The 17,455-nt window shown below is 63.4% G+C and carries 14 protein-coding genes and 1 other RNA gene; 8 read left to right on the top strand and 7 right to left on the bottom strand.

The annotated features are described in order from the left end of the window. Positions 1 to 78: 78 nt before the first annotated feature. On the bottom strand, positions 79 to 999 hold the full coding sequence (locus tag ACR64R_RS13315) for a DMT family transporter (RefSeq protein WP_487362073.1): 921 nt from the start codon (positions 997 to 999) through the stop codon (positions 79 to 81). Between the two features lie 213 nt (positions 1,000 to 1,212). Here ACR64R_RS13315 and ACR64R_RS13310 point away from each other — a divergent pair, with 213 nt between their 5' ends. Then, positions 1,213 to 2,433 carry an alanine racemase gene (locus ACR64R_RS13310; RefSeq protein ID WP_487362072.1) on the top strand — a complete coding sequence of 407 codons (1,221 nt, stop codon included), beginning with the start codon at positions 1,213 to 1,215 and terminating at the stop codon, positions 2,431 to 2,433. 168 nt (positions 2,434 to 2,601) lie between these two features. Here ACR64R_RS13310 and ACR64R_RS13305 read toward each other — a convergent pair whose 3' ends face one another. Further along, the gene (locus ACR64R_RS13305) at positions 2,602 to 3,780 is read right to left on the bottom strand and encodes a lytic murein transglycosylase (RefSeq protein ID WP_487362432.1); all 1,179 of its coding nucleotides are present in this window, start codon (positions 3,778 to 3,780) and stop codon (positions 2,602 to 2,604) included. A gap of 180 nt (positions 3,781 to 3,960) precedes the next feature. Beyond that, a complete protein-coding gene (locus ACR64R_RS13300; RefSeq protein WP_487362071.1) occupies positions 3,961 to 4,752 on the bottom strand; it encodes a glycoside hydrolase family 25 protein in 792 nt (263 codons plus the stop codon). Between the two features lie 289 nt (positions 4,753 to 5,041). Between ACR64R_RS13300 and ACR64R_RS13295 the strand changes: the two genes are divergently transcribed. Beyond that, the gene (locus ACR64R_RS13295) at positions 5,042 to 6,424 is read left to right on the top strand and encodes a serine hydrolase domain-containing protein (RefSeq protein WP_487362070.1); all 1,383 of its coding nucleotides are present in this window, start codon (positions 5,042 to 5,044) and stop codon (positions 6,422 to 6,424) included. Here ACR64R_RS13295 and ACR64R_RS13290 read toward each other — a convergent pair. Further along, positions 6,421 to 7,299: a LysR family transcriptional regulator gene (locus ACR64R_RS13290; protein ID WP_487362069.1), complete on the bottom strand. Its 879-nt coding sequence runs from the start codon at positions 7,297 to 7,299 to the stop codon at positions 6,421 to 6,423. The two genes, ACR64R_RS13295 and ACR64R_RS13290, sit on opposite strands and share 4 nt — an antisense overlap. A gap of 12 nt (positions 7,300 to 7,311) precedes the next feature. On the opposite strand from ACR64R_RS13290, the gene ACR64R_RS13285 reads away from it, so the two are divergent. After that, entirely contained in the window at positions 7,312 to 8,340 is a 1,029-nt protein-coding gene (locus ACR64R_RS13285) for an NAD(P)-dependent oxidoreductase (RefSeq protein ID WP_487362068.1), read from the top strand. Positions 8,341 to 8,359: 19 nt separating this feature from the next. Here ACR64R_RS13285 and ACR64R_RS13280 read toward each other — a convergent pair whose 3' ends face one another. From ACR64R_RS13280 to ACR64R_RS13270, 3 genes are read right to left on the bottom strand one after another with little or no spacing between them, the layout of a single operon-like run. Then, positions 8,360 to 9,019, bottom strand: coding sequence for a class I SAM-dependent methyltransferase (locus ACR64R_RS13280; protein WP_487362067.1), 660 nt, complete (start codon positions 9,017 to 9,019; stop codon positions 8,360 to 8,362). Further along, positions 9,016 to 10,314: a BtaA family protein gene (locus ACR64R_RS13275; protein ID WP_487362066.1), complete on the bottom strand. Its 1,299-nt coding sequence runs from the start codon at positions 10,312 to 10,314 to the stop codon at positions 9,016 to 9,018. The genes ACR64R_RS13280 and ACR64R_RS13275 overlap by 4 nt, the downstream gene beginning before the upstream one ends. Positions 10,315 to 10,357: 43 nt before the next feature. After that, positions 10,358 to 13,990, bottom strand: a complete 3,633-nt coding sequence (locus ACR64R_RS13270; protein ID WP_487362065.1) for a hydantoinase B/oxoprolinase family protein — start codon at positions 13,988 to 13,990, stop codon at positions 10,358 to 10,360. A 176-nt stretch (positions 13,991 to 14,166) separates the two neighbouring features. On the opposite strand from ACR64R_RS13270, the gene ACR64R_RS13265 reads away from it, so the two are divergent. The 5 genes from ACR64R_RS13265 to rnpB all read left to right on the top strand — a co-directional run bounded on the left by ACR64R_RS13265 (position 14,167) and on the right by rnpB (position 17,407). After that, on the top strand, positions 14,167 to 14,373 hold the full coding sequence (locus tag ACR64R_RS13265; RefSeq protein WP_487362064.1) for a hypothetical protein: 207 nt from the start codon (positions 14,167 to 14,169) through the stop codon (positions 14,371 to 14,373). Between the two features lie 132 nt (positions 14,374 to 14,505). Beyond that, positions 14,506 to 15,225: a TerB family tellurite resistance protein gene (locus ACR64R_RS13260; RefSeq protein WP_487362063.1), complete on the top strand. Its 720-nt coding sequence runs from the start codon at positions 14,506 to 14,508 to the stop codon at positions 15,223 to 15,225. Then, a complete protein-coding gene (locus ACR64R_RS13255; protein ID WP_487362062.1) occupies positions 15,222 to 15,998 on the top strand; it encodes an N-acetylmuramoyl-L-alanine amidase in 777 nt (258 codons plus the stop codon). The genes ACR64R_RS13260 and ACR64R_RS13255 overlap by 4 nt, the downstream gene beginning before the upstream one ends. Positions 15,999 to 16,174: 176 nt before the next feature. Next, the gene (locus ACR64R_RS13250; RefSeq protein ID WP_487362061.1) at positions 16,175 to 16,882 is read left to right on the top strand and encodes a lytic transglycosylase domain-containing protein; all 708 of its coding nucleotides are present in this window, start codon (positions 16,175 to 16,177) and stop codon (positions 16,880 to 16,882) included. A gap of 128 nt (positions 16,883 to 17,010) precedes the next feature. Then, positions 17,011 to 17,407, top strand: an RNA gene (gene rnpB / locus ACR64R_RS13245) — RNase P RNA component class A. Positions 17,408 to 17,455: the final 48 nt, after the last annotated feature.

Below are 17,455 nucleotides of genomic sequence, written 5' to 3'. Positions count from 1 at the left end.
GTTAGCTATTGAAACTCTTCGGCAAAAGGCGGGTTGGCAGTTGTGAATAAATTGTGGCGGCCGTGTGGCATGACACCGCTACCATCGGCCGAGGAGGCGCCCGTCGATGGTGATCAGGCCGAGTCCGATCAGCGCCATGCCGCCGATCTCGAACAGCGCCAGCCGCTCGCCGAGGAACAGGAAGCCGAGCAGCACCGCGCTGGCCGGCACGATGAGCGTCACCAGCGAGGCATTGGTGGCACCAGCGGAGGCGACGAGGTTAAAATAGAGGATGTAGGCGAAGGCTGTGGACAGCAGCGCCAGCCCCAGTACGGCGGCCCACACAGGGGCCGAGGACGAAAACAGGCCTGTCGGCCCGTAGGCAATGAGCACGATGGGGATCATGATGACGGTCGAAGCGGTCAATTGCCCCGTGGCGATGACCGCTGACGGTACGCCCTTGAACCGCCGGGCGACCATCAGCGCGACCGCGTAGGACAGCGAGGCGCCGATCAGCGCGAACTTGGCCCACACCGGCCCACCGAGCCCGCCCAGCAGGCCAGGTCCGATCATCACCGCCGTGCCGGCGACGCCGAGGGCGATGCCAGCCAGCTTGTTCCAGGACAGCTTCTCGTCGGCAGTGAGCGCATTGGCAAGGATCAGCGTCCAGAAAGGCGTCGTTGCGTTGAGCACTGAGGCGACGCCGGCGCCGAGTTGCGTCTGGCCGGCGAAGATAAGCGAGAACGGCACGACATTGTTGGTGAACGCCAGCAGGAGGAAGAGACCGGCATGCGGGAAGGCGAGGCGGAACGAAGGACCGCGGGTCGCCAGATAAAGGTGAAGCGCTGCCGCAGCGATGGCGACACGAAAGAGTACCAAAACCAGCGGGTGCATCTCCGATACGGCAATGCGGGCAAAGAAGAACGAGCCGCCCCAGATCGCGCCGAGCAAGAGAAGCTGCGCCCAATCCTTGATCGTCATCGGTCCGCGCTTCGGCGCGGCGCTGGCCGAAATGGGCATCTCCTGTTCCTCCCCGCGGCCGATCGCAATCTCAGCCCATCAAACAGCTCGACAATCGTTATCGGGTTCGGCGGCCCGGGCCACCCGAAACCTGCCGGGGGTTTAGCGTTGGCAACGGTATGGAGGACCGCGCGGGATGGCGAGACACAGAACTGTTTTATTTGGCGGCTAGCTAAGATTAATTGTGCGCGCTCCAGTCCTGAGGATTCGTCCATGCAGCGATTCGAAAATGCCCGCGAGGCGGCTCTGGCGCTTCGTCCCGACGACCCGGTCTATTGTTTCCGCCCTCAGGTGCTGAAGGCGGATGCGCTGCAGTTCATGGGCATGTTCCCTGGCAAGACAGCCTACGCGGTCAAGACCAACGGCGAGCAGATCGTCCTGAAGGCGCTGGTGGAAGCCGGCGTCAGCGCCTTCGACGTCGCATCGCCCGGCGAGTTCGCAGCCGTGCGCGCGGTCTCACCTGGCGCCGAGATGCTCTACATGCATCCGGTCAAGGCGCAGTCGGACATAAAGCTGGCGCTGGAGAAGTACGGCATCCGGGTGATCTCGCTCGACCATGAGGACGAGATCACGAAGCTGACGCGTGTCGTGCGCGCGCTCGACATCGATCCCGGCGCCATCACCGTCTTCGTGCGCATCCAGACCAAGGGCCACGCGGCTTACGAATTGTCGAAGAAATTCGGCGCGGGGCCGGCCAACGCGGTCGAGCTCGCCGAGCGGCTGAACCGCACCGGCTACAAGGTCGGCCTGTGCTTCCATGTCGGCAGCCAGATCGAGGATCCGGACACCTATGAGCGCGCGCTGGCTTCGGCCGACTGGGTGCGCAACCGCCTGACCTTCGACATTGCCGGGCTCGATGTCGGTGGCGGCTTCCCGGCCGAGTACGGCCATGATCCCAACCGCAGGCAGGTCGAGATGCCGTCGCTCGGTCAATTGATGTCACGGCTGGCCGGCGACCTGAAAGAGTACCAGTTCGACCAGGTGCCGCTGGTGGCCGAGCCTGGGCGCGTGATCGTGGCGCGGTGCCTCTCGCTGATCGTGCGGGTGCTGTTGCGCAAGGGCAAGCGGCTCTACATCAATGACGGCATCTGGGCGTCACTGTCGGATTCATGGACCGGCAAGATCACGCTGCCGGCGCGCTTCATTCCCGATCCGGCGATCCGCACGCGCAATGGCGACGAGAAAACCATCGTGCCGTTCAAGGTCTGCGGCGCGACATGCGATTCCGTCGACATCCTGTCGCGCCCGTTCTGGCTGCCGGAAACGGTCGACACCGGCGACTGGATCGAGATCGGCCACATCGGCGCCTACTCACTGTCGCTGAGGACGCGCTTCAACGGCTTTTATCCCGATACATTCGTCGAGGTGACGACGCCCTTCGACGAGGGCGATGCGCCGCAAGGATTTGCCAGCCTCGAGACGATGGCGGATTAGGAAGCAGGCAATAGGGATTAGGCAGTGGGGAGTAGGGGAAAGGGTAGACGCCCTTGCGGGACCAGCCACTCACAAACTAACCATTTTCTACTGCCTACTGCCTACTGCCTACTGCCTACTGCCTACTGCCTACTGCCTACTGCCTACTGTCTACTGCCTGCCTAAGTCCTACAATTTCGCCAGCAATTCGGGCGTCGGCCAGCCGTCCACCGGCAGGCCAAGCCGCATCTGTTCCTTGCGGACCGCTTCGCGGGTGTTGGTCCCGAGGATGCCGTCGACCGTGCCGACATCGTAGCCCTTGGCTTCGAGCTTGGTTTGCAGGGCCTTCATCTGGTCGCCGCTGAGACCGGGCTCGGGCGTGCGTGGATCGAATTGCGGCGCGCCGGCAAGGCGCGTGGCGAGCACCGCCGCGGTCAGCGCATAGGTGAAGGACTGGTTCCACTCGAGATAGACGTCGAAATTGTCGTAGGTCAGGAAGGCGGGGCCTTTGCGGCCCATCGGCAGCGCCAGGCCGGCTTTCAGGCCATTGTCGATGAGCGGGTTGCCGTTGGGCTGGGTGACGCCCCATTGCGACCACTGCGACAGCGGCAGCTTATTGGTGCGCCCGGTCTGGTCCCAGGGCATGTCGTCGGGGACGCGCACTTCCTGGACCCAGGGCTGGTCGCGCTTCCAGCCACGCGACATGATCTTGTTCCCGGTCGTCATGATGACGTCCGGCACGCTGTTCCTGAGATCGATCTTGCCGTCGCCATCGCCGTCGACGCCCTTGGCCAGATAGTCGGTCGGCAGAATCTGCGTCTGGCCGATCTCCCCGGCCCAGGCGCCCTTGACGTCGGCCGGCAGCACGCCGCGGTCGATGAGGGTGAGCAGCGGCACCAATTGCTGCCGGAAAAGCTGAGGCCGGCGGCAATCATGCGAGAGCGTCACCAGCGCGCTGAGCGTATGGAAGTCGCCCTGCACGGCGCCAAAGTCGGTCTCCAGGCCCCAGAAAGCGGCGATGATGGCCGGCTGCACACCGAACTCCTTGTCGGCGCGATCGAAGACATCGGCATATTTCTTCAGATTGGCCGCGCCCTGCTTCAGGCGGTAGGCCGAGATCATCCGGTTGGAGAATTCGGTGAAAGTCTGAGTGAAAACGCCCTGGGCGCGATCGCGCGCCAGCGCCCGATCGTCGATGGTGGCGTCCTCCAGCGCGTCGAGGCCGACGGCGCCGACGCCGGCGGCCTTGGCTTCGGCCGCCACGCCCTGCTTCCAGGTCTCGAAATCGCCGCCGCATTCCTGTGCCGCGGCCGGCAGCGCAAACGCGCCGACAAAGAGCGCCACCAGGATTTCAACGCGCAATCGCATCGCTTCCCTTTCGAGACCGCGCATGGCGCCGTCGTGACCCCGACTGGGATCGGACAGGCATGCGGGGACTTCAAAGCTCGGGAGCCGCGTCAGTCACTCGCGTGAGTACGCTGCTCCAGATTACCAGCGGTTGCATGTTTCGCCGCCCGCCGTGTCGAAAAGCAGGCGGGACGGCTGATGTCAACGGGTGTTCTGCCGTAGCCACTTCTTCCAGGCCGCTTCCGACCCGTTGAAGACATTGATGTCCGACTTGCCGGTCATGCCAGGCACGATGCCGGTGCCGGTGTACTGCCAGAAGGTGAAGGGGTGGCTGCCGTATTTCTCGCGCGGGTGGCCGGCGACCGAGCGCAGCCAATAGGGATAGCCGCGGAAGGTCGCCAACTGGTTGTCGTCGAAGAAGTCGATCGAGGTGTAGATGATCGGTTTCTTGCCGTAGTGACGTTCGACCATTTGCAGGAAGACGCTCATTTCGCTGCGTACGGTGGCCGGATCGGGGCGCAGGCGGCAAGTCGGCGATTTCGGGTTCCATTCCATGTCCAGAACCGGCGGCATCGCCGACGGGTCTCTCGGGACATTGGCGATGAACCAGCGCGCCTGGGCTTCGGCAGGCGTGCAGAAGTAGAAGAAATGATAGGCCGCGCGCGGAATTCCGGCGGCCTTGGTGCGCGTCCAGTGCTCGTTGAAATATTCATCGAAGCGGTCGCCGCCTTCCGTCGCCTTGATGAAGGCGAAGGATATGCCGCTGGCTCTCGCCGTCGGCCAGTCGACCGAGGTCTGGTATTTGGAAACATCCGTACCATGGATGGCGTAGGTCCATGGCGCGCCGCTCTCCCATACATGCGGCTTGGAGTCCTCGAATTTGGGCGCTCGAACGGCGACTGCCTGCGAGGACGGCGACAGCGGTGAAATGTCGTCGACGGTCGAGCAGGCGCAGAGCAGCGTCAGCATCAGGATGGCCGCAAGACGGCGCATGGCGTTTCCCTGGCCGGGTTCAGCCGGCCGCTGATGGGTCCTTCACCGATGGTGGTCGCTAACTTGGCGCCCCCTGCCGGACGATCGCCCCACGAGATCGTCCGCCTCCTTCGTCTGTCCATGTGTTTGTCCCAAAACCGCTGCGCACTTTTGGGCGACACGGACAAGTTGATCGCCGAACATGGTTGATAATCCATTGACGGCGCTCGACAACGCCAATGATTTTGCTGAAGCAATGGCGGCAAATCGATGACATAAATCCAGCCGAAGAATCCGGAAGGCCGAAAAGATGCGGGCTGTCGTGAAGTTCGTCAAATGGCTGCTTGGCCTTTTGATCCTGGCTGTGGCCGCGCTGTTCGCCTGGCTCTATTTCTCGCCGCCCGAGCTGATCCGGGTCGGCTCCGGTTACTCGGCCAAGATCGTCTGCTCGAACGTCTTCATTGCAGGCCGCGATGCCAACGAGGTTCTGGCCGTCGACGTGCAGGCACCGGGCCATCCGCTTCTCAGGCTGATGAAGGTCTCCGTCGACAAGGAAAGGGGTCTGGTCTCCGCCGGGCTGCTTTGGGTTTTCGGCAAGAGCGTTGCGGTGCAACGCGACGGCGTCGGCTGCGCCTCTGTCCCTGACGGCGATACCGGCAGGGCAAGGCAGACGTCGCTGCGCGCCCCGCCGCAGGCGGCGGCGCAGCCGGACGCGCTCTGGCCCGACGGCGAGCGCGTGGATCCCTCGCAGAACCCCGAGGTCACAAAGATCCTCGGCGACGCGGCCATGGCCGGTACTGGCATGCGTGCCATCGTGGTGGTGAAGAACGGCCGTGTCGTCGCGGAGCGCTACGGCGACGGCTTTTCGGCCAGGACGCCGCTGCTCGGCTGGTCGATGACAAAGACGGTGAACGCCGCGATCGTCGGCACGCTGGTCAAGGACGGCAAGATGGCCATCGGCAACAAGGGCCTTTTTGCGCCGTGGAAGGCCGATGGCCGCGCCGCCATCAGCCTTGCCGACATGATGGCGATGTCGAGCGGGTTGGAATTCAATGAGGATTACGGCGATGTCGCCGACGTGACGCGCATGCTCTATCTCGAGCCGGACATGGCGGGCTTTGCAGCGGCCAAGCCGTTGACCGGCGAGGTGGGCAAAGTGTTTTCCTATTCGAGCGGCACGGCGGTGATGCTGTCGCGGCTGTGGCAGGACGCGATCGGCGACAAGGCCAAGGCATTGGCCTGGCCGCGTACGGCGCTGTTCGAGCCGCTCGGCATGCATAGTGCCGTGCTCGAAACCGACGAGCAGGGTACGTTCGTCGGTTCGTCCTATCTCTACGCCACGGCGCATGACTGGGCGCGTTTCGGCCAGTTCCTGCTGCAAGGCGGCGTCTGGAACGGAAACCAGATACTGCCCGCCGGTTTCGTAGACTGGATGCGCGAGCCGGCGCCGGCCTCGAAGGTCTACGGCAAGGGGCAGCTATGGATCGAAGGCCCGGGCGATGAGGAAAAACCTGGCGCGGGTGCTGCCGCCGGCCTGCCCAAGGATACCTACTGGATGGAAGGCCATGACGGCCAGACGGTGACGATCATTCCATCGGAGCAATTGGTGGTGGTGCGGCTTGGGCTGACGCCGGCCAAACTGAACTACCGGCCGCAGGCTATGGTGGGAGCGCTGGTCAAGGCGTTGCGTTAGACCGGTACCGGCGAGGGTGGGGCGCTGTACGTTTCGAGTTCCGCAAGGATCAGTTCTTCGAATTGCCGGATGGCCGTGCCCGCATCGTCGCCCTGGCTCAGCAGATAGAGCGGGATGGGTTCCAGTTCGGGTAGCTGATCGTTGCCTGACACCTCGACCAATCCGGCTGGTGCCGTTCCGGCGGCCATCGACGTCGCCGCAACGCCTGCCCGCACTGCCGCGAGAATGCCGGGGTGGCTGCTGCTTTGCACGGCCACGCGCCAACTACGCTGCGACGCTTCCAAAGCGGAGATCATCGCGCGACGGAAGACGCAGCCTTCCGGATATGCGGCAAGCGGGATCGTTCCACCGGGCTCCGCCCGAAAATCCGGACCGAGAACCCAGTGCAGTCGCGTCTGAAACCGATACCTCGCCGATGTCGGACTGGCAGCCAGCGTGACCAGCGCGACGTCGATTTCCTGCCGTTGGAGCGCGGCGGCGAGCTTGGCGCTGAGATCGCAAATGATCTCGATCTCCGTCTCGGGCATTCGATCGCGCATGGTCGCGATCATGCGCGGCAAAAAGGCCAAGGCATAATCGTCGGGCATACCGATGCGGATTTTGATCCGGGGCCGCTGATTGCACGTACTCGACAGCATCTCGTCGTAGACGGCCAGCACGCTGAGCGCCTTTGCGTAGAGCTCGCTGCCCTTCGATGTCGGCTCGATCCTGTGATGATGCCTGATGAAGAGCGGCGCGCCGACCTCGGTCTCCAGCATTTTCAGCCGCATACTCATTGCGGCCTGCGTGCAGGCAAGCCGTTCGGCGGCGCGCGATAGCGAGCCGCGCTCGTAGATAGCAACGAAACTTCTCAGCAGGCGAACTTCGATGTCCATGGCAGCATCAGCATGGCTTATTCGGCGAATAAGGACAATTTGCTTGTCAGATCAGACGCCTCCGCAGATTTTCCGGCCAATCATAGTGGAGGTGAAATCATCATGATCGTTGGGTTCATAGGGCTCGGGACGATGGGGCGAAACGCAGCATTGAACGTGCGGCGGGCCGGGTTTGACATGGTCGTCTATGATGTGCGCCCGCAAGCGATGGACGCGCTCGCGGCCGCCGGCGCCGCCAAGGCCACAAGCCCCGCCGATGCGCTCGAACGCAGCGACGTTGTCGTAACGATGGTGTTCGGGCCGAAGGAAATCGAACAGGTCGTAAGGGGTGAAGGCGGATTTCTGACCACATCCTGCACCGGCAAATACTGGATCGACATGACGACAAGCAGTCCCAAGCTGATGCGAGAGCTGGCAAGCGAATTCCAAGCAAAAGGCGGCGGTCCCGTCGATGCGCCGGTCACCGGCTCCGTGGATGCCGCCATACGAGGCGACATGCCGATGTTCGTTGGCGGAAACGACAGTGACGTCGAGGCCGTGCGCTCTGTTATCGAGTCCATGGGTGAATTGCGGCGCGTCGGACGCTACGGCAATGGCTATGTCGCCAAGCTCGTCAACAACCAGCTCTGGAAAATCCACGCGGCCGCGATCGGTGAGGCGATGGTGACGGCGAAGCTCGCAGGTCTGGAGCCCGACGTCTGGTGGCAGGTCATGAAAGGCGGCGCGGCCGATAGCTTCGTGCTGCAGCACGACGTCCCGTCCATTTTCGCCGGCCACTACGATCCGTCCTTTCCGATCGCGCTTTGCCTGAAAGATCTGAGCCTGATCGAAGAACTGATGACCGAGACCGGCACAAGGAGCGAACTGACGCGTGCGACACATGATCGTTTCAAGCTGGCGGGTGAGCGCTACGGCGTCGGCGCTGGTGAGATGACCGTCTGCAAGGTGATAGAGGATGATGCCAATATCTCACTCCGGGTCGCGGGAGATTGGGTGGCGCCTTGGGAGGTTGCCCATCCTGCGCTCAACGTCAGCTCCTGACGCAGGGTCGCCCCCGCTATCACTCCCCAATAACGCCGAGCCAGGCATAGCCGCGATAAAGCGTTCTGAAACGGAAGGTTGCGCCGGCGCGCTCGGATTCCGATTCAAGCACGTCACGCAGCGAGGCGCGCGGCGTGACGTGGAATTTCCGCAGCCAGCCGCGCAGCAGGGCGCGGAACCAGAGCGGCAGGCCTTCTTGCTGGCCGAAGTCGACGACGTGCAGGGAGCCGCCGGGCGCGAGCGCGGCGAGGGCAGCCGTTACGGTTTTCTCCCAGCCGGGGATCATCGACAGCGAATAGGAGACGAAGACGCGGTCGAAGTGCTCGATGCCGAAGAGATCGTTGGCGTCGAAATCTGTGGCGTCGCCGCGTGCGAGCTTGACCTTGTCGGCGAGACCTTCGCGAGCGATGGCCGCGGTGGCCGTCTCCAGCATCTCGGCCGAGATGTCCAGACCGAAGAAGCGGGCGTCCGGATAGCGGCGGGCGGCAAGCGCGATGTTGCGCCCGGTGCCGCAGCCGAGCTCCAGCACGGTGCCGTCTTGCGGCACGTCTAGCCCGTCGATCAGCCGGTCGCGGCCGAGCAGATAGTATTTGCGGGTGAGGTCATAGATATGGCGCTGCCAGCGGTAGACGCCGTCCATCAGTTCGGCATGGCCGGCCGGCAGCTCGGTCGCGCTCATGCGGCGCGCTTCACATAGAGGTGGAAGCCGCCATAGATTGCCGAGCGATCCTTTGCCGAGAATTCGCGCGAGGCGTCAGCCTCGTACGTCCACTGGTCGAGCAGCGAGCTGGAAACACGGCCCGGCAGCAGGCTGGGTTCGGCCGCGGTGCGGAAGATGACGCGCGCGCCGACCGAGGCGGTGCGGGTTATTTCGGTCCACAACGCGTTGAGCAGGTCGTCGGTCATCCAGTCCTGCGCATCGAGCAGGACGAAGCGGTCTACGCTGCCCGCATCCTTGGCGGCCAGGAACTTGATGAGGTTGGCGTGGTGGATGGCGACGCGATCGACGTTGTCGCGGATCGTCCTGTAGTTGCGTTCTTCCAGATAGGCGGGCAGCGCGGCCTCGCCGGGTTGCGGATAGCGGCGGGCAAAGGCCTGCCAGGCGAAGTAATTGTTCTTCAGCGGGAAATCGCAGGCGAGCTTTTCCAGCCGCGCCTTGAGCACGCTGGCCATCGAACCGTCGCCGGACGTGATCAGCGAGTCGTATTGGGCCGGCGGAATGCCGAGGCCGAATAGCGAAGCCTTGCGCGAGGTCGCCCAGCGCAGCAGCTTCTTGTCGAAGATCGGCGCCAGCTCCTCGTTGAAGAAGCGGCGCTGCTCGCCGAGGTTCTCAGCCTTCATGATGCCGGCCGGGTCGACACCGAACAGCTTGCCGACGCGATGACCCATGGCGATGAACAGGCCGAGCAGGCCGGTCTGATAGAAATTGCGGTCGAAGACCGAGATGCGCCGCCGGCCGCGCCAGTTGCGGCGCTCCCAGTAGTGGCGGCTCACCGGATCGAGATGCGGCGCAATGAAGCGGTCGTAGGCGTCCGAATTGTGGGTGGTTCCCGCTGCGCCGAAGAAGCGGAAGAGATCGCCCTGCGACGGCAGGTGGCGCACCGCTTCCAGCTTCATGCGGTCCAGCGCGATGTGCGCGGCGTTGAGATCGACGGCGTCGATCCTGGCGGGCGAGCGGGTCAGGTAGGCCAGTATGTTGCAGCCGCCCGACGCGATCGTGACGATCCGGTGACCGGCGCCGAGCTGCATGGCCTCCATGTCGACCTCGGGATCTTCCCAGATCTGCGGATAGACGAGGCCGGAAAAGAGGAAAGCGAACAACCGCTCGGAAATGCCGTCCTTCGACAATGCTCGGTTCTGGTAGACGGCCTTTCCGACTTCCTTGCCTCGACGATAAACGAGTTCTCCGGATACGTCCGACATGGAAAGGTGATTCCCCGTTTGCGTTGGCGCAAGCGGGTAGCGCAGCGTCATGACAAGCGGGTGACAGCCTGTTGACCGCAAGCTGACGCTCGTTTCACACCCTGCCGAACGCTCCCGCTGTCGGCGTGGTGACGATCACGGCCTCGCCGGCTTCGAGCGTGGTCTGGTCGCAGGCTTTCAAGATGTCGATCGAGCCGTCATTGCGCCTGACCGTGGTCGAGCCGGCCTCGCCATCGCCGCCACCGTCGAGGCCCCGGGGCGGACGATTGCGGTGGGAAGACAGGATCGCGCATTCCATCTTCTCGAGGAAGCGGATGGTGCGCCTGGTGCCGTCGCCGGCATTCCACTTGCCCTTGCCGCCGGAACCCCCGCGGATGTGGAAGTCCTCCAGCACGACGGGGAAGCGCAGTTCCAGCACCTCCGGGTCGGTGAGGCGCGAATTGGTCATGTGAGTGTGAACACCCGACGTGCCAGCAAACCCTCGGCCGGAATTCATCCGGCCGGCCGGCGAGCCGGAGCAGATCGTCTCGTAATATTGGTACTGCTTGTTGCCGAAGGTGAGGTTGTTCATCGTGCCTTGCGCATTGGCCATCGCGCCCATCGCGCCGAACAGCGCATTGGTCACATGCTGCGAGGTCTCGACATTGCCGGCGACGACGGCGGCTGGATAGGCGGGCTTCAGCATGGACCCGTTGGGGATGACGATGTTGATCGGCCTGAGGCAGCCGGCATTCATCGGGATCATGTCTTCGACCATGACGCGGAAGGCATAGAGCACGGCGGCGCGGGCGACCGGCTCCGGTGCATTGAAATTGTTCTTCATGACCGGCGAGGTACCAGTAAAATCGACGGTCGCCTCGCGTTTTTGCCGGTCGACGGTGATCTTCACCTTGATCACCTGGCCGGTGTCGGTGGGGTATTCGTATGCCGCGCTGTCGGGAAGCCGCTCGATCACGCGGCGCACGCTCTCGGCAGCATTGTCCTGGACATGGCCCATATACGCTTCGACGACGTCGAGACCGAAATGCCCGACCATCTTGCGCAGCTCGGCAACACCCTTTTCGTTGGCGGCGATCTGTGCCTTCAGATCGGCGATGTTCTGAGCCGGATTGCGCGCGGGATAGGCGTGGTCAGTCAGCAGCGTCTCCAGTTCCTTCTCGCGGAAGCGGCCGCGATCGACGATGCGGAAATTGTCGAACAGCACGCCTTCCTCGTCGACCGTGGTCGCAAGCGGCGTCATCGAGCCCGGCGCGGTGCCGCCGACATCGGCGTGGTGGCCGCGCGAGGCCGCCCAGAACAGGATCTGCTTGCGCGCATCGTCGAAGACGGGCGTCACCACCGTGATGTCGGGCAGATGCGTGCCGCCATTGTAAGGCGCATTGAGCGCGAAGACGTCGCCTGGATGGATGTCGCCGGAGTTCAGGCGGATGATGGTTTCCACGGAACGATCCATGGAACCCAGATGCACCGGCATGTGCGGCGCGTTGGCGACCAGCGCGCCATGGCGGTCGAACACGGCGCAGGAGAAGTCGAGCCGTTCCTTGATGTTGACCGAATAGGCTGTGTTCTGCAGCGTCACGCCCATCTGTTCCGCGATGGACATGAAGAGGTTGTTGAAGACCTCCAGCATCACCGGATCGGCCCTGGTGCCGAGCGCCGCGGCGCGCGCCTTTTTTTCCGTTCGGCGTATGACGACGTGGTTGAGACTGGTGATTTCGGCGCGCCAGCCCGGCTCGACGACGATGGTCTGGTTCGGCTCGATGATGAGCGCGGGCCCGGCGACCGTGTGGGACGGCCGCAAGTTTTCGCGACGATAGACGCCGGCCTCGTGCCAGCGGCCTTCGGTGTAGAGGCGGCGGCTTTCCAAAGGCCTGGCCTCGACTCTCGCCGGTCCGGCGGGCGCGTAGGCTTCAGCCTTGTCCTCTCGGGCGGTTTCCATGCCTTCGACGGCGACGGTCTCGACGACGATCGGCTTGTCGTCGTAGACGAAACCGAACTGCGCCTTGTGCGCGGCCTCGAAATCGCTTCTGGCGCGGAAGATCGAGCCATGCTCGAAATTCACCGGCAGCGCCGTGTCCGTGCCATCATAGCGCACATGCAGGACAGGCCGCGTCGAAACCGTTTCCCCGGCAATGCCTTGCTCGCCCAGCTCGGTCATGACGTCGCTTTGCAAGGCCAGGATGATCGCCTCGATCGCCGAGCGCGATTCCTCTGCAAGCGGTTGCAGCAGGCCCTGCTGGCGTGAGGCGAAGACGGACGAGAGGCCGATGCCATAGGCTGAAAGCAGGCCGGAGAAGGGGTGGATCAGCACCGCTTCCATGCCGAGCGCGTCGGCGACCAGGCAGGCGTGCTGGCCGCCGGCGCCGCCGAAGCAGTTGAGGAGATACTCCGTGACGTCGTAGCCGCGCTGGACCGAGATCTTCTTGATGGCGTTGGCCATGTTCTCCACGGCGATTGTGACGAACCCTTCGGCCACCGCCTCAGCCGTCCGGCCGTCGCCGATTTCCGCGGCAAGTGCGGCGAATTTTTCGCCAACCGTGCCGACATCGAGCGGCTGGTCCTGGCCAGGCCCGAAGATCGCGGGGAAGAAATCGGGCTGCAGCTTGCCCAGCATCACGTTGGCGTCGGTGACGGCGAGCGGGCCGCCGCGCCGGTAGGCGGCCGGGCCGGGATTGGCCCCGGCCGAATCCGGGCCGACGCGGAAGCGGCCCGCTTCATAATGCAGGATCGAGCCCCCGCCCGCAGCGACCGTATGGATGCGCATCATCGGCGCGCGGATGCGCACACCTGCGACCTCGGTGTCGAAGGCGCGCTCATATTCGCCGTCGTAATGGGCGACGTCGGTCGAGGTGCCGCCCATGTCGAAGCCGATCACCTTTTCGAAGCCGGCGAGCCTGGCCGTCTCTACCATGCCGACGACACCGCCCGCCGGGCCGGATAGCAGCGCGTCCTTGCCCTGGAACATGTCGGCGGCGGTGAGGCCGCCCGACGACATCATGAACATCAGACGCGGGCCGGCGCCCAGTTCGCCGGCCACGCGTTGCACATAGCGCGAGAGGATCGGCGACAGATAGGCGTCGACCACGGTGGTGTCGCCGCGGCCGACCAGCTTGATGAGCGGAGAGACCTCGTGGCTGACGGAGATCTGGCTGAAGCCGATCTTGCGGCAGACCTTGGCCACGGCCTTTTCATGATCGGGATATTTCCAGGCATGCATGAAGACGATGGCGACCGCGTCGATGCCGTCGGCCCTGGCCTGTTCGATCGCCGGGTGGCAAGCCGCGATGTCGAGCAGGCGCTCGACGCAGCCGTCGGCGCGCACGCGCTCGTCGATCTCGATGACGCGCTCGTAGAGCTGCTCGGGCAGGATGATCTCCTTGGCGAAGATGTCCGGCCTCGCCTGGTAGGCGATGCGCAATGCGTCACGGAAACCCTTCGTGATGAGCAGCAGCACGCGGTCGCCCTTGCGCTCGAGCAGCGCGTTGGTGGCAACGGTTGTGCCCATCTTGAGGTCGCCGATCGCGTCGGCGGCAATGGCGTCGCCGGTCTTCAAGCCCAACAGGTCGCGGATGCCCTGGATGGCCGCGTCCGCATAAGCCTCTGGATTTTCCGACAGGAGTTTCCGAGGGTGCAGCCGTCCTTGCGGGTCACGACCGATGACGTCGGTGAAGGTGCCGCCGCGGTCGACCCAGAAATCCCATTTCCCTGTCCCCGCTTCTGCCGGCATCCTGCTTTTCCATCATGTCTTTGAGCGCATGCTCTGTTAGTTCGGCATTTATACGCCAGCAATCGCAAGTTGATGTTACAGGTAGAAATGCAACGTTACGAAACCGCCGGGCCCGCTGATGCATTTCTCTCGCGACCGCTCACCGAAACGTGAGCGTCTGCTGAAGGAGAGATATCATGAAGAAGCTCATTCTGGCGTCAGTTTCCGCGCTCGCCCTGCTGGGGGTTGCCGCTTGCAGCGATAGTGGCACCGACAAGACCACCACCCAGAGCACCAATCCGCCGGCCAGCGAGCAGCCGATGAAGCCTGCCTCGCCCGACGCTACGAAGCCCGCTGAACCGGCTCCGGCAACAAATCCGGCTCCTGCCGCGCCTGCGCAGTAAGGGCCAAGAAACAGGTTCCGAGAAGGCCGGCATTGCCGGCCTTCTTTTTTGCTCCGTGAGCCCAAAGATGCCGATCACCTGCGGCATCGTCCCGGCTTGATAGAACCGCCCGGTTCGCACTATGAAGCCGGCATGTCGATTTGGTACCCCCTTGGCGACTTCATCGCTCGTGTTTCGTCGTCAGCGTCCTCGGGCGTCGCAGATGTCGTAGAAGCCGTGCGCACCGTTTTTTCCGGCGATCCGGACCTGCGCCGGCGCGTCGCCTTCTCGGTGGCCATGATCGCGCTCTCGGCCAAAATGGCTAAAGCCGACGGCATAGTCACCCAGGATGAGGTGCGCGCCTTCCAGGACATCTTCGAGGTGCCTCCCAGCGAGAGACGCAATGTGGCGCGGCTTTACGATATCGCCAAGCAGGACGTCGCAGGCTTCGAGATCTATGCCCAGCGCATGGCGCAACTCTGCGGCTCGGGCCATGCAAATTGCGTGATGCTGGAAGACATACTCGACGGCTTGTTCCACATCGCCAAGGCGGACGGTCTTATCCATGAGCAAGAGGGGCAGTTCCTGCATCGCATTGCCGAGATCTTCCGGATCGACGAGGTGCATTACGAGGCGATCTTGTCGCGGCACGTCAATCTCGGCGCCGCCGATCCCTATGTCGTTCTGGGCATCGAGCGCGGCAAGTCGTTCGAGGAAGTCAGGAAACGCTATCGCAAGCTCATCTCGGACAATCATCCCGACCGACTGATCGCGCGCGGCCTGCCGCAGGAATTCATCAAGATCGCAACGACCAGGGTCGCCGCGATCAATGCCGCCTATGAGATGATCGAGCGGGGCCTCAGGCACGCATGAGCGGTTTCCTGCCCGACCAGCCAGGTGCCGAGGTCCGGGTGTCGCCGAATTTTGGTCAGCGCCTCAGCACGCCAAGGCCCGACATGATCGTGCTGCACTACACCGGCATGGCAAGCGGCGCAGGCGCCGAGGCATGGTTATGCGACCCGGCAAGCGAAGTGTCCTCGCACTATCTTGTCCATGAGGACGGCCGCATCGTCCAGATGGTGCGCGAGAGCGATCGCGCGTGGCATGCCGGCAAGAGTTCCTGGCTCGGGCGCACCGACATCAACTCGTGTTCGGTCGGCATCGAGATTGTCAATCCGGGGCATTCGCTGGGTTACAAATCCTTCCCCCGGCGACAGATCGGTGCCGTGATCGACTTGTGCGCGGGTATCGTGGGCCGCCACTCCATCCCCGCGACAAGAGTGCTTGCGCACTCCGACGTGGCTCCGGGCCGCAAGGTTGATCCAGGCGAGAAGTTCCCCTGGAAGGCGCTGTTCGTGGCCGGTGTCGGCCACCTCGTGCCGGCGGCGCCGATAAGGGCGGGCGCCGCCCTGAAGGCCGGCGATACCGGCCCCGACATCGAGGTGTTGCAGTCGATGCTGGCGCTCTATGGCTATGGGGTCGAGATATCGGGTGTCTACGACCGGCAGACGGAAATTGTGGTGGCGGCGTTCCAGCGGCACTTCCGGCGGCGGCTGGTGGATGGGGTAGCGGACAATTCGACGATCCGCACGCTGCATAGGCTTCTGGCTTCCGTTAAGTCACCCGCTGCCCAACCGTCGCGATAAGATCCTTAAATTACAATCTGTCACTCAAAGTGAATTGCGCTGCCTTCATTGCCGCCAATTCCGCCTTCAAATGCCTCTCCCGCAAGTTGTCGAGTGTCTATCCCGCAAGATGCTCGATTTGGATTTGACCTTAACTGCGTGAAGTTCTTCGCGCGGTCCTAACAGAACAGGACTACATGCAAAAATTGACCGTTGTAGCGGCAGCTGTTGCTGCCGGAGTGATGACTTTTGCCTTCAACCCGGCGAACAGTGCCCCTCTGAGCTTGAGGGCAGATAATGGCTTTGCTGCCATGCCAGCAGCACCCAAGGCAAGCTCGGCCGCCAAGGGTTCGAAGATCAACAGAACCGCCGCGACCAAAGCAGAAAAGGTCGCTGTGTCCAAAGCGGAGAAGAAGCCGGCAAGCCGCGCTTCAAAGCATAACAGGCAGATCATCGACCTGACCACGACAGCTTCCATCAATCCTGAGAAGCCGTCCCTGTCATCGTCAGCAACGGGAAGCGGCCAATATTCGGCGATCATTGCGCGCTATGCCGCGAGCTACGGCGTGCCGGTGTCGCTGGCCAAGGCCGTCATCAAGATCGAAAGCAACTACAGGCCGAACATGGTCGGCAGCGCCGGCGAGATCGGCCTCATGCAGATCAAGCCGGCGACGGCGCGCATGATGGGCTACACCGGCTCTGCAAGGGGCCTGTTCGATCCCGACACCAACATCAAGTTCGGCATGAAATATCTCTCCATGGCGCAGGGTCTTGGTGGCGGCACCACCTGCGGCACGATCCTGAAATACAATGCCGGTCACGGCGCGACGCGGATGAATCCGGTTTCGGCCGCCTATTGCAGCAAGGTGAAGGTGCAGATGGCGGCGCTGGGTTCGCCGGCCTGAAGCACTGTTGTCGCGGCGTTTTGGGCAACGCGCGCTCTTCTCGTGAACGTGTTGTCCAAAACCGCTGCCTGTTGGCTGCGCACTTTTTCGTTTGCGTTTTCAGGTGGGAGTCCCTTTATACGCGCGTGCCAGCTGGCCGGGCGGCCGCACCCGCGAGAGCCGAAAGGCTGCGAGTGAGGAAAGTCCGGGCTCCATGGAGACACGGTGCCGGCTAACGGCCGGCGGGGGCGACCCCAGGGAAAGTGCCACAGAAAGCAAACCGCCGCGGCATCGTCCGTGGCAAGGGTGAAAGGGTGGGGTAAGAGCCCACCGCGCGACTGGCGACAGGAGCGGCAGGGCAAACCCCACCGGGAGCAAAACCGAATAGGGGCGGTGCGAGGGGAAACCTTCGAGGGCTGTTTCCGGCTCACCGTCCGGGTAGGTTGCGTGAGGCGCGTGGCAACATGCGCCCAAGATGAATGGCCGCCACGTTCTTGCCGCAAGGCGAGGGCCATACAGAACCCGGCTTACAGGCCAGCTGGCATTTTCAAAGCTGCGGCGACGCTGAGAAATCAAAAGGTTACGCCGGAAGGC

The organism is Mesorhizobium sp. MC2-1-1 (assembly GCF_057597255.1).
Note: the sequence above shows the minus strand (reverse complement) of the source record. Positions and strands in the feature narration are given on the sequence as shown.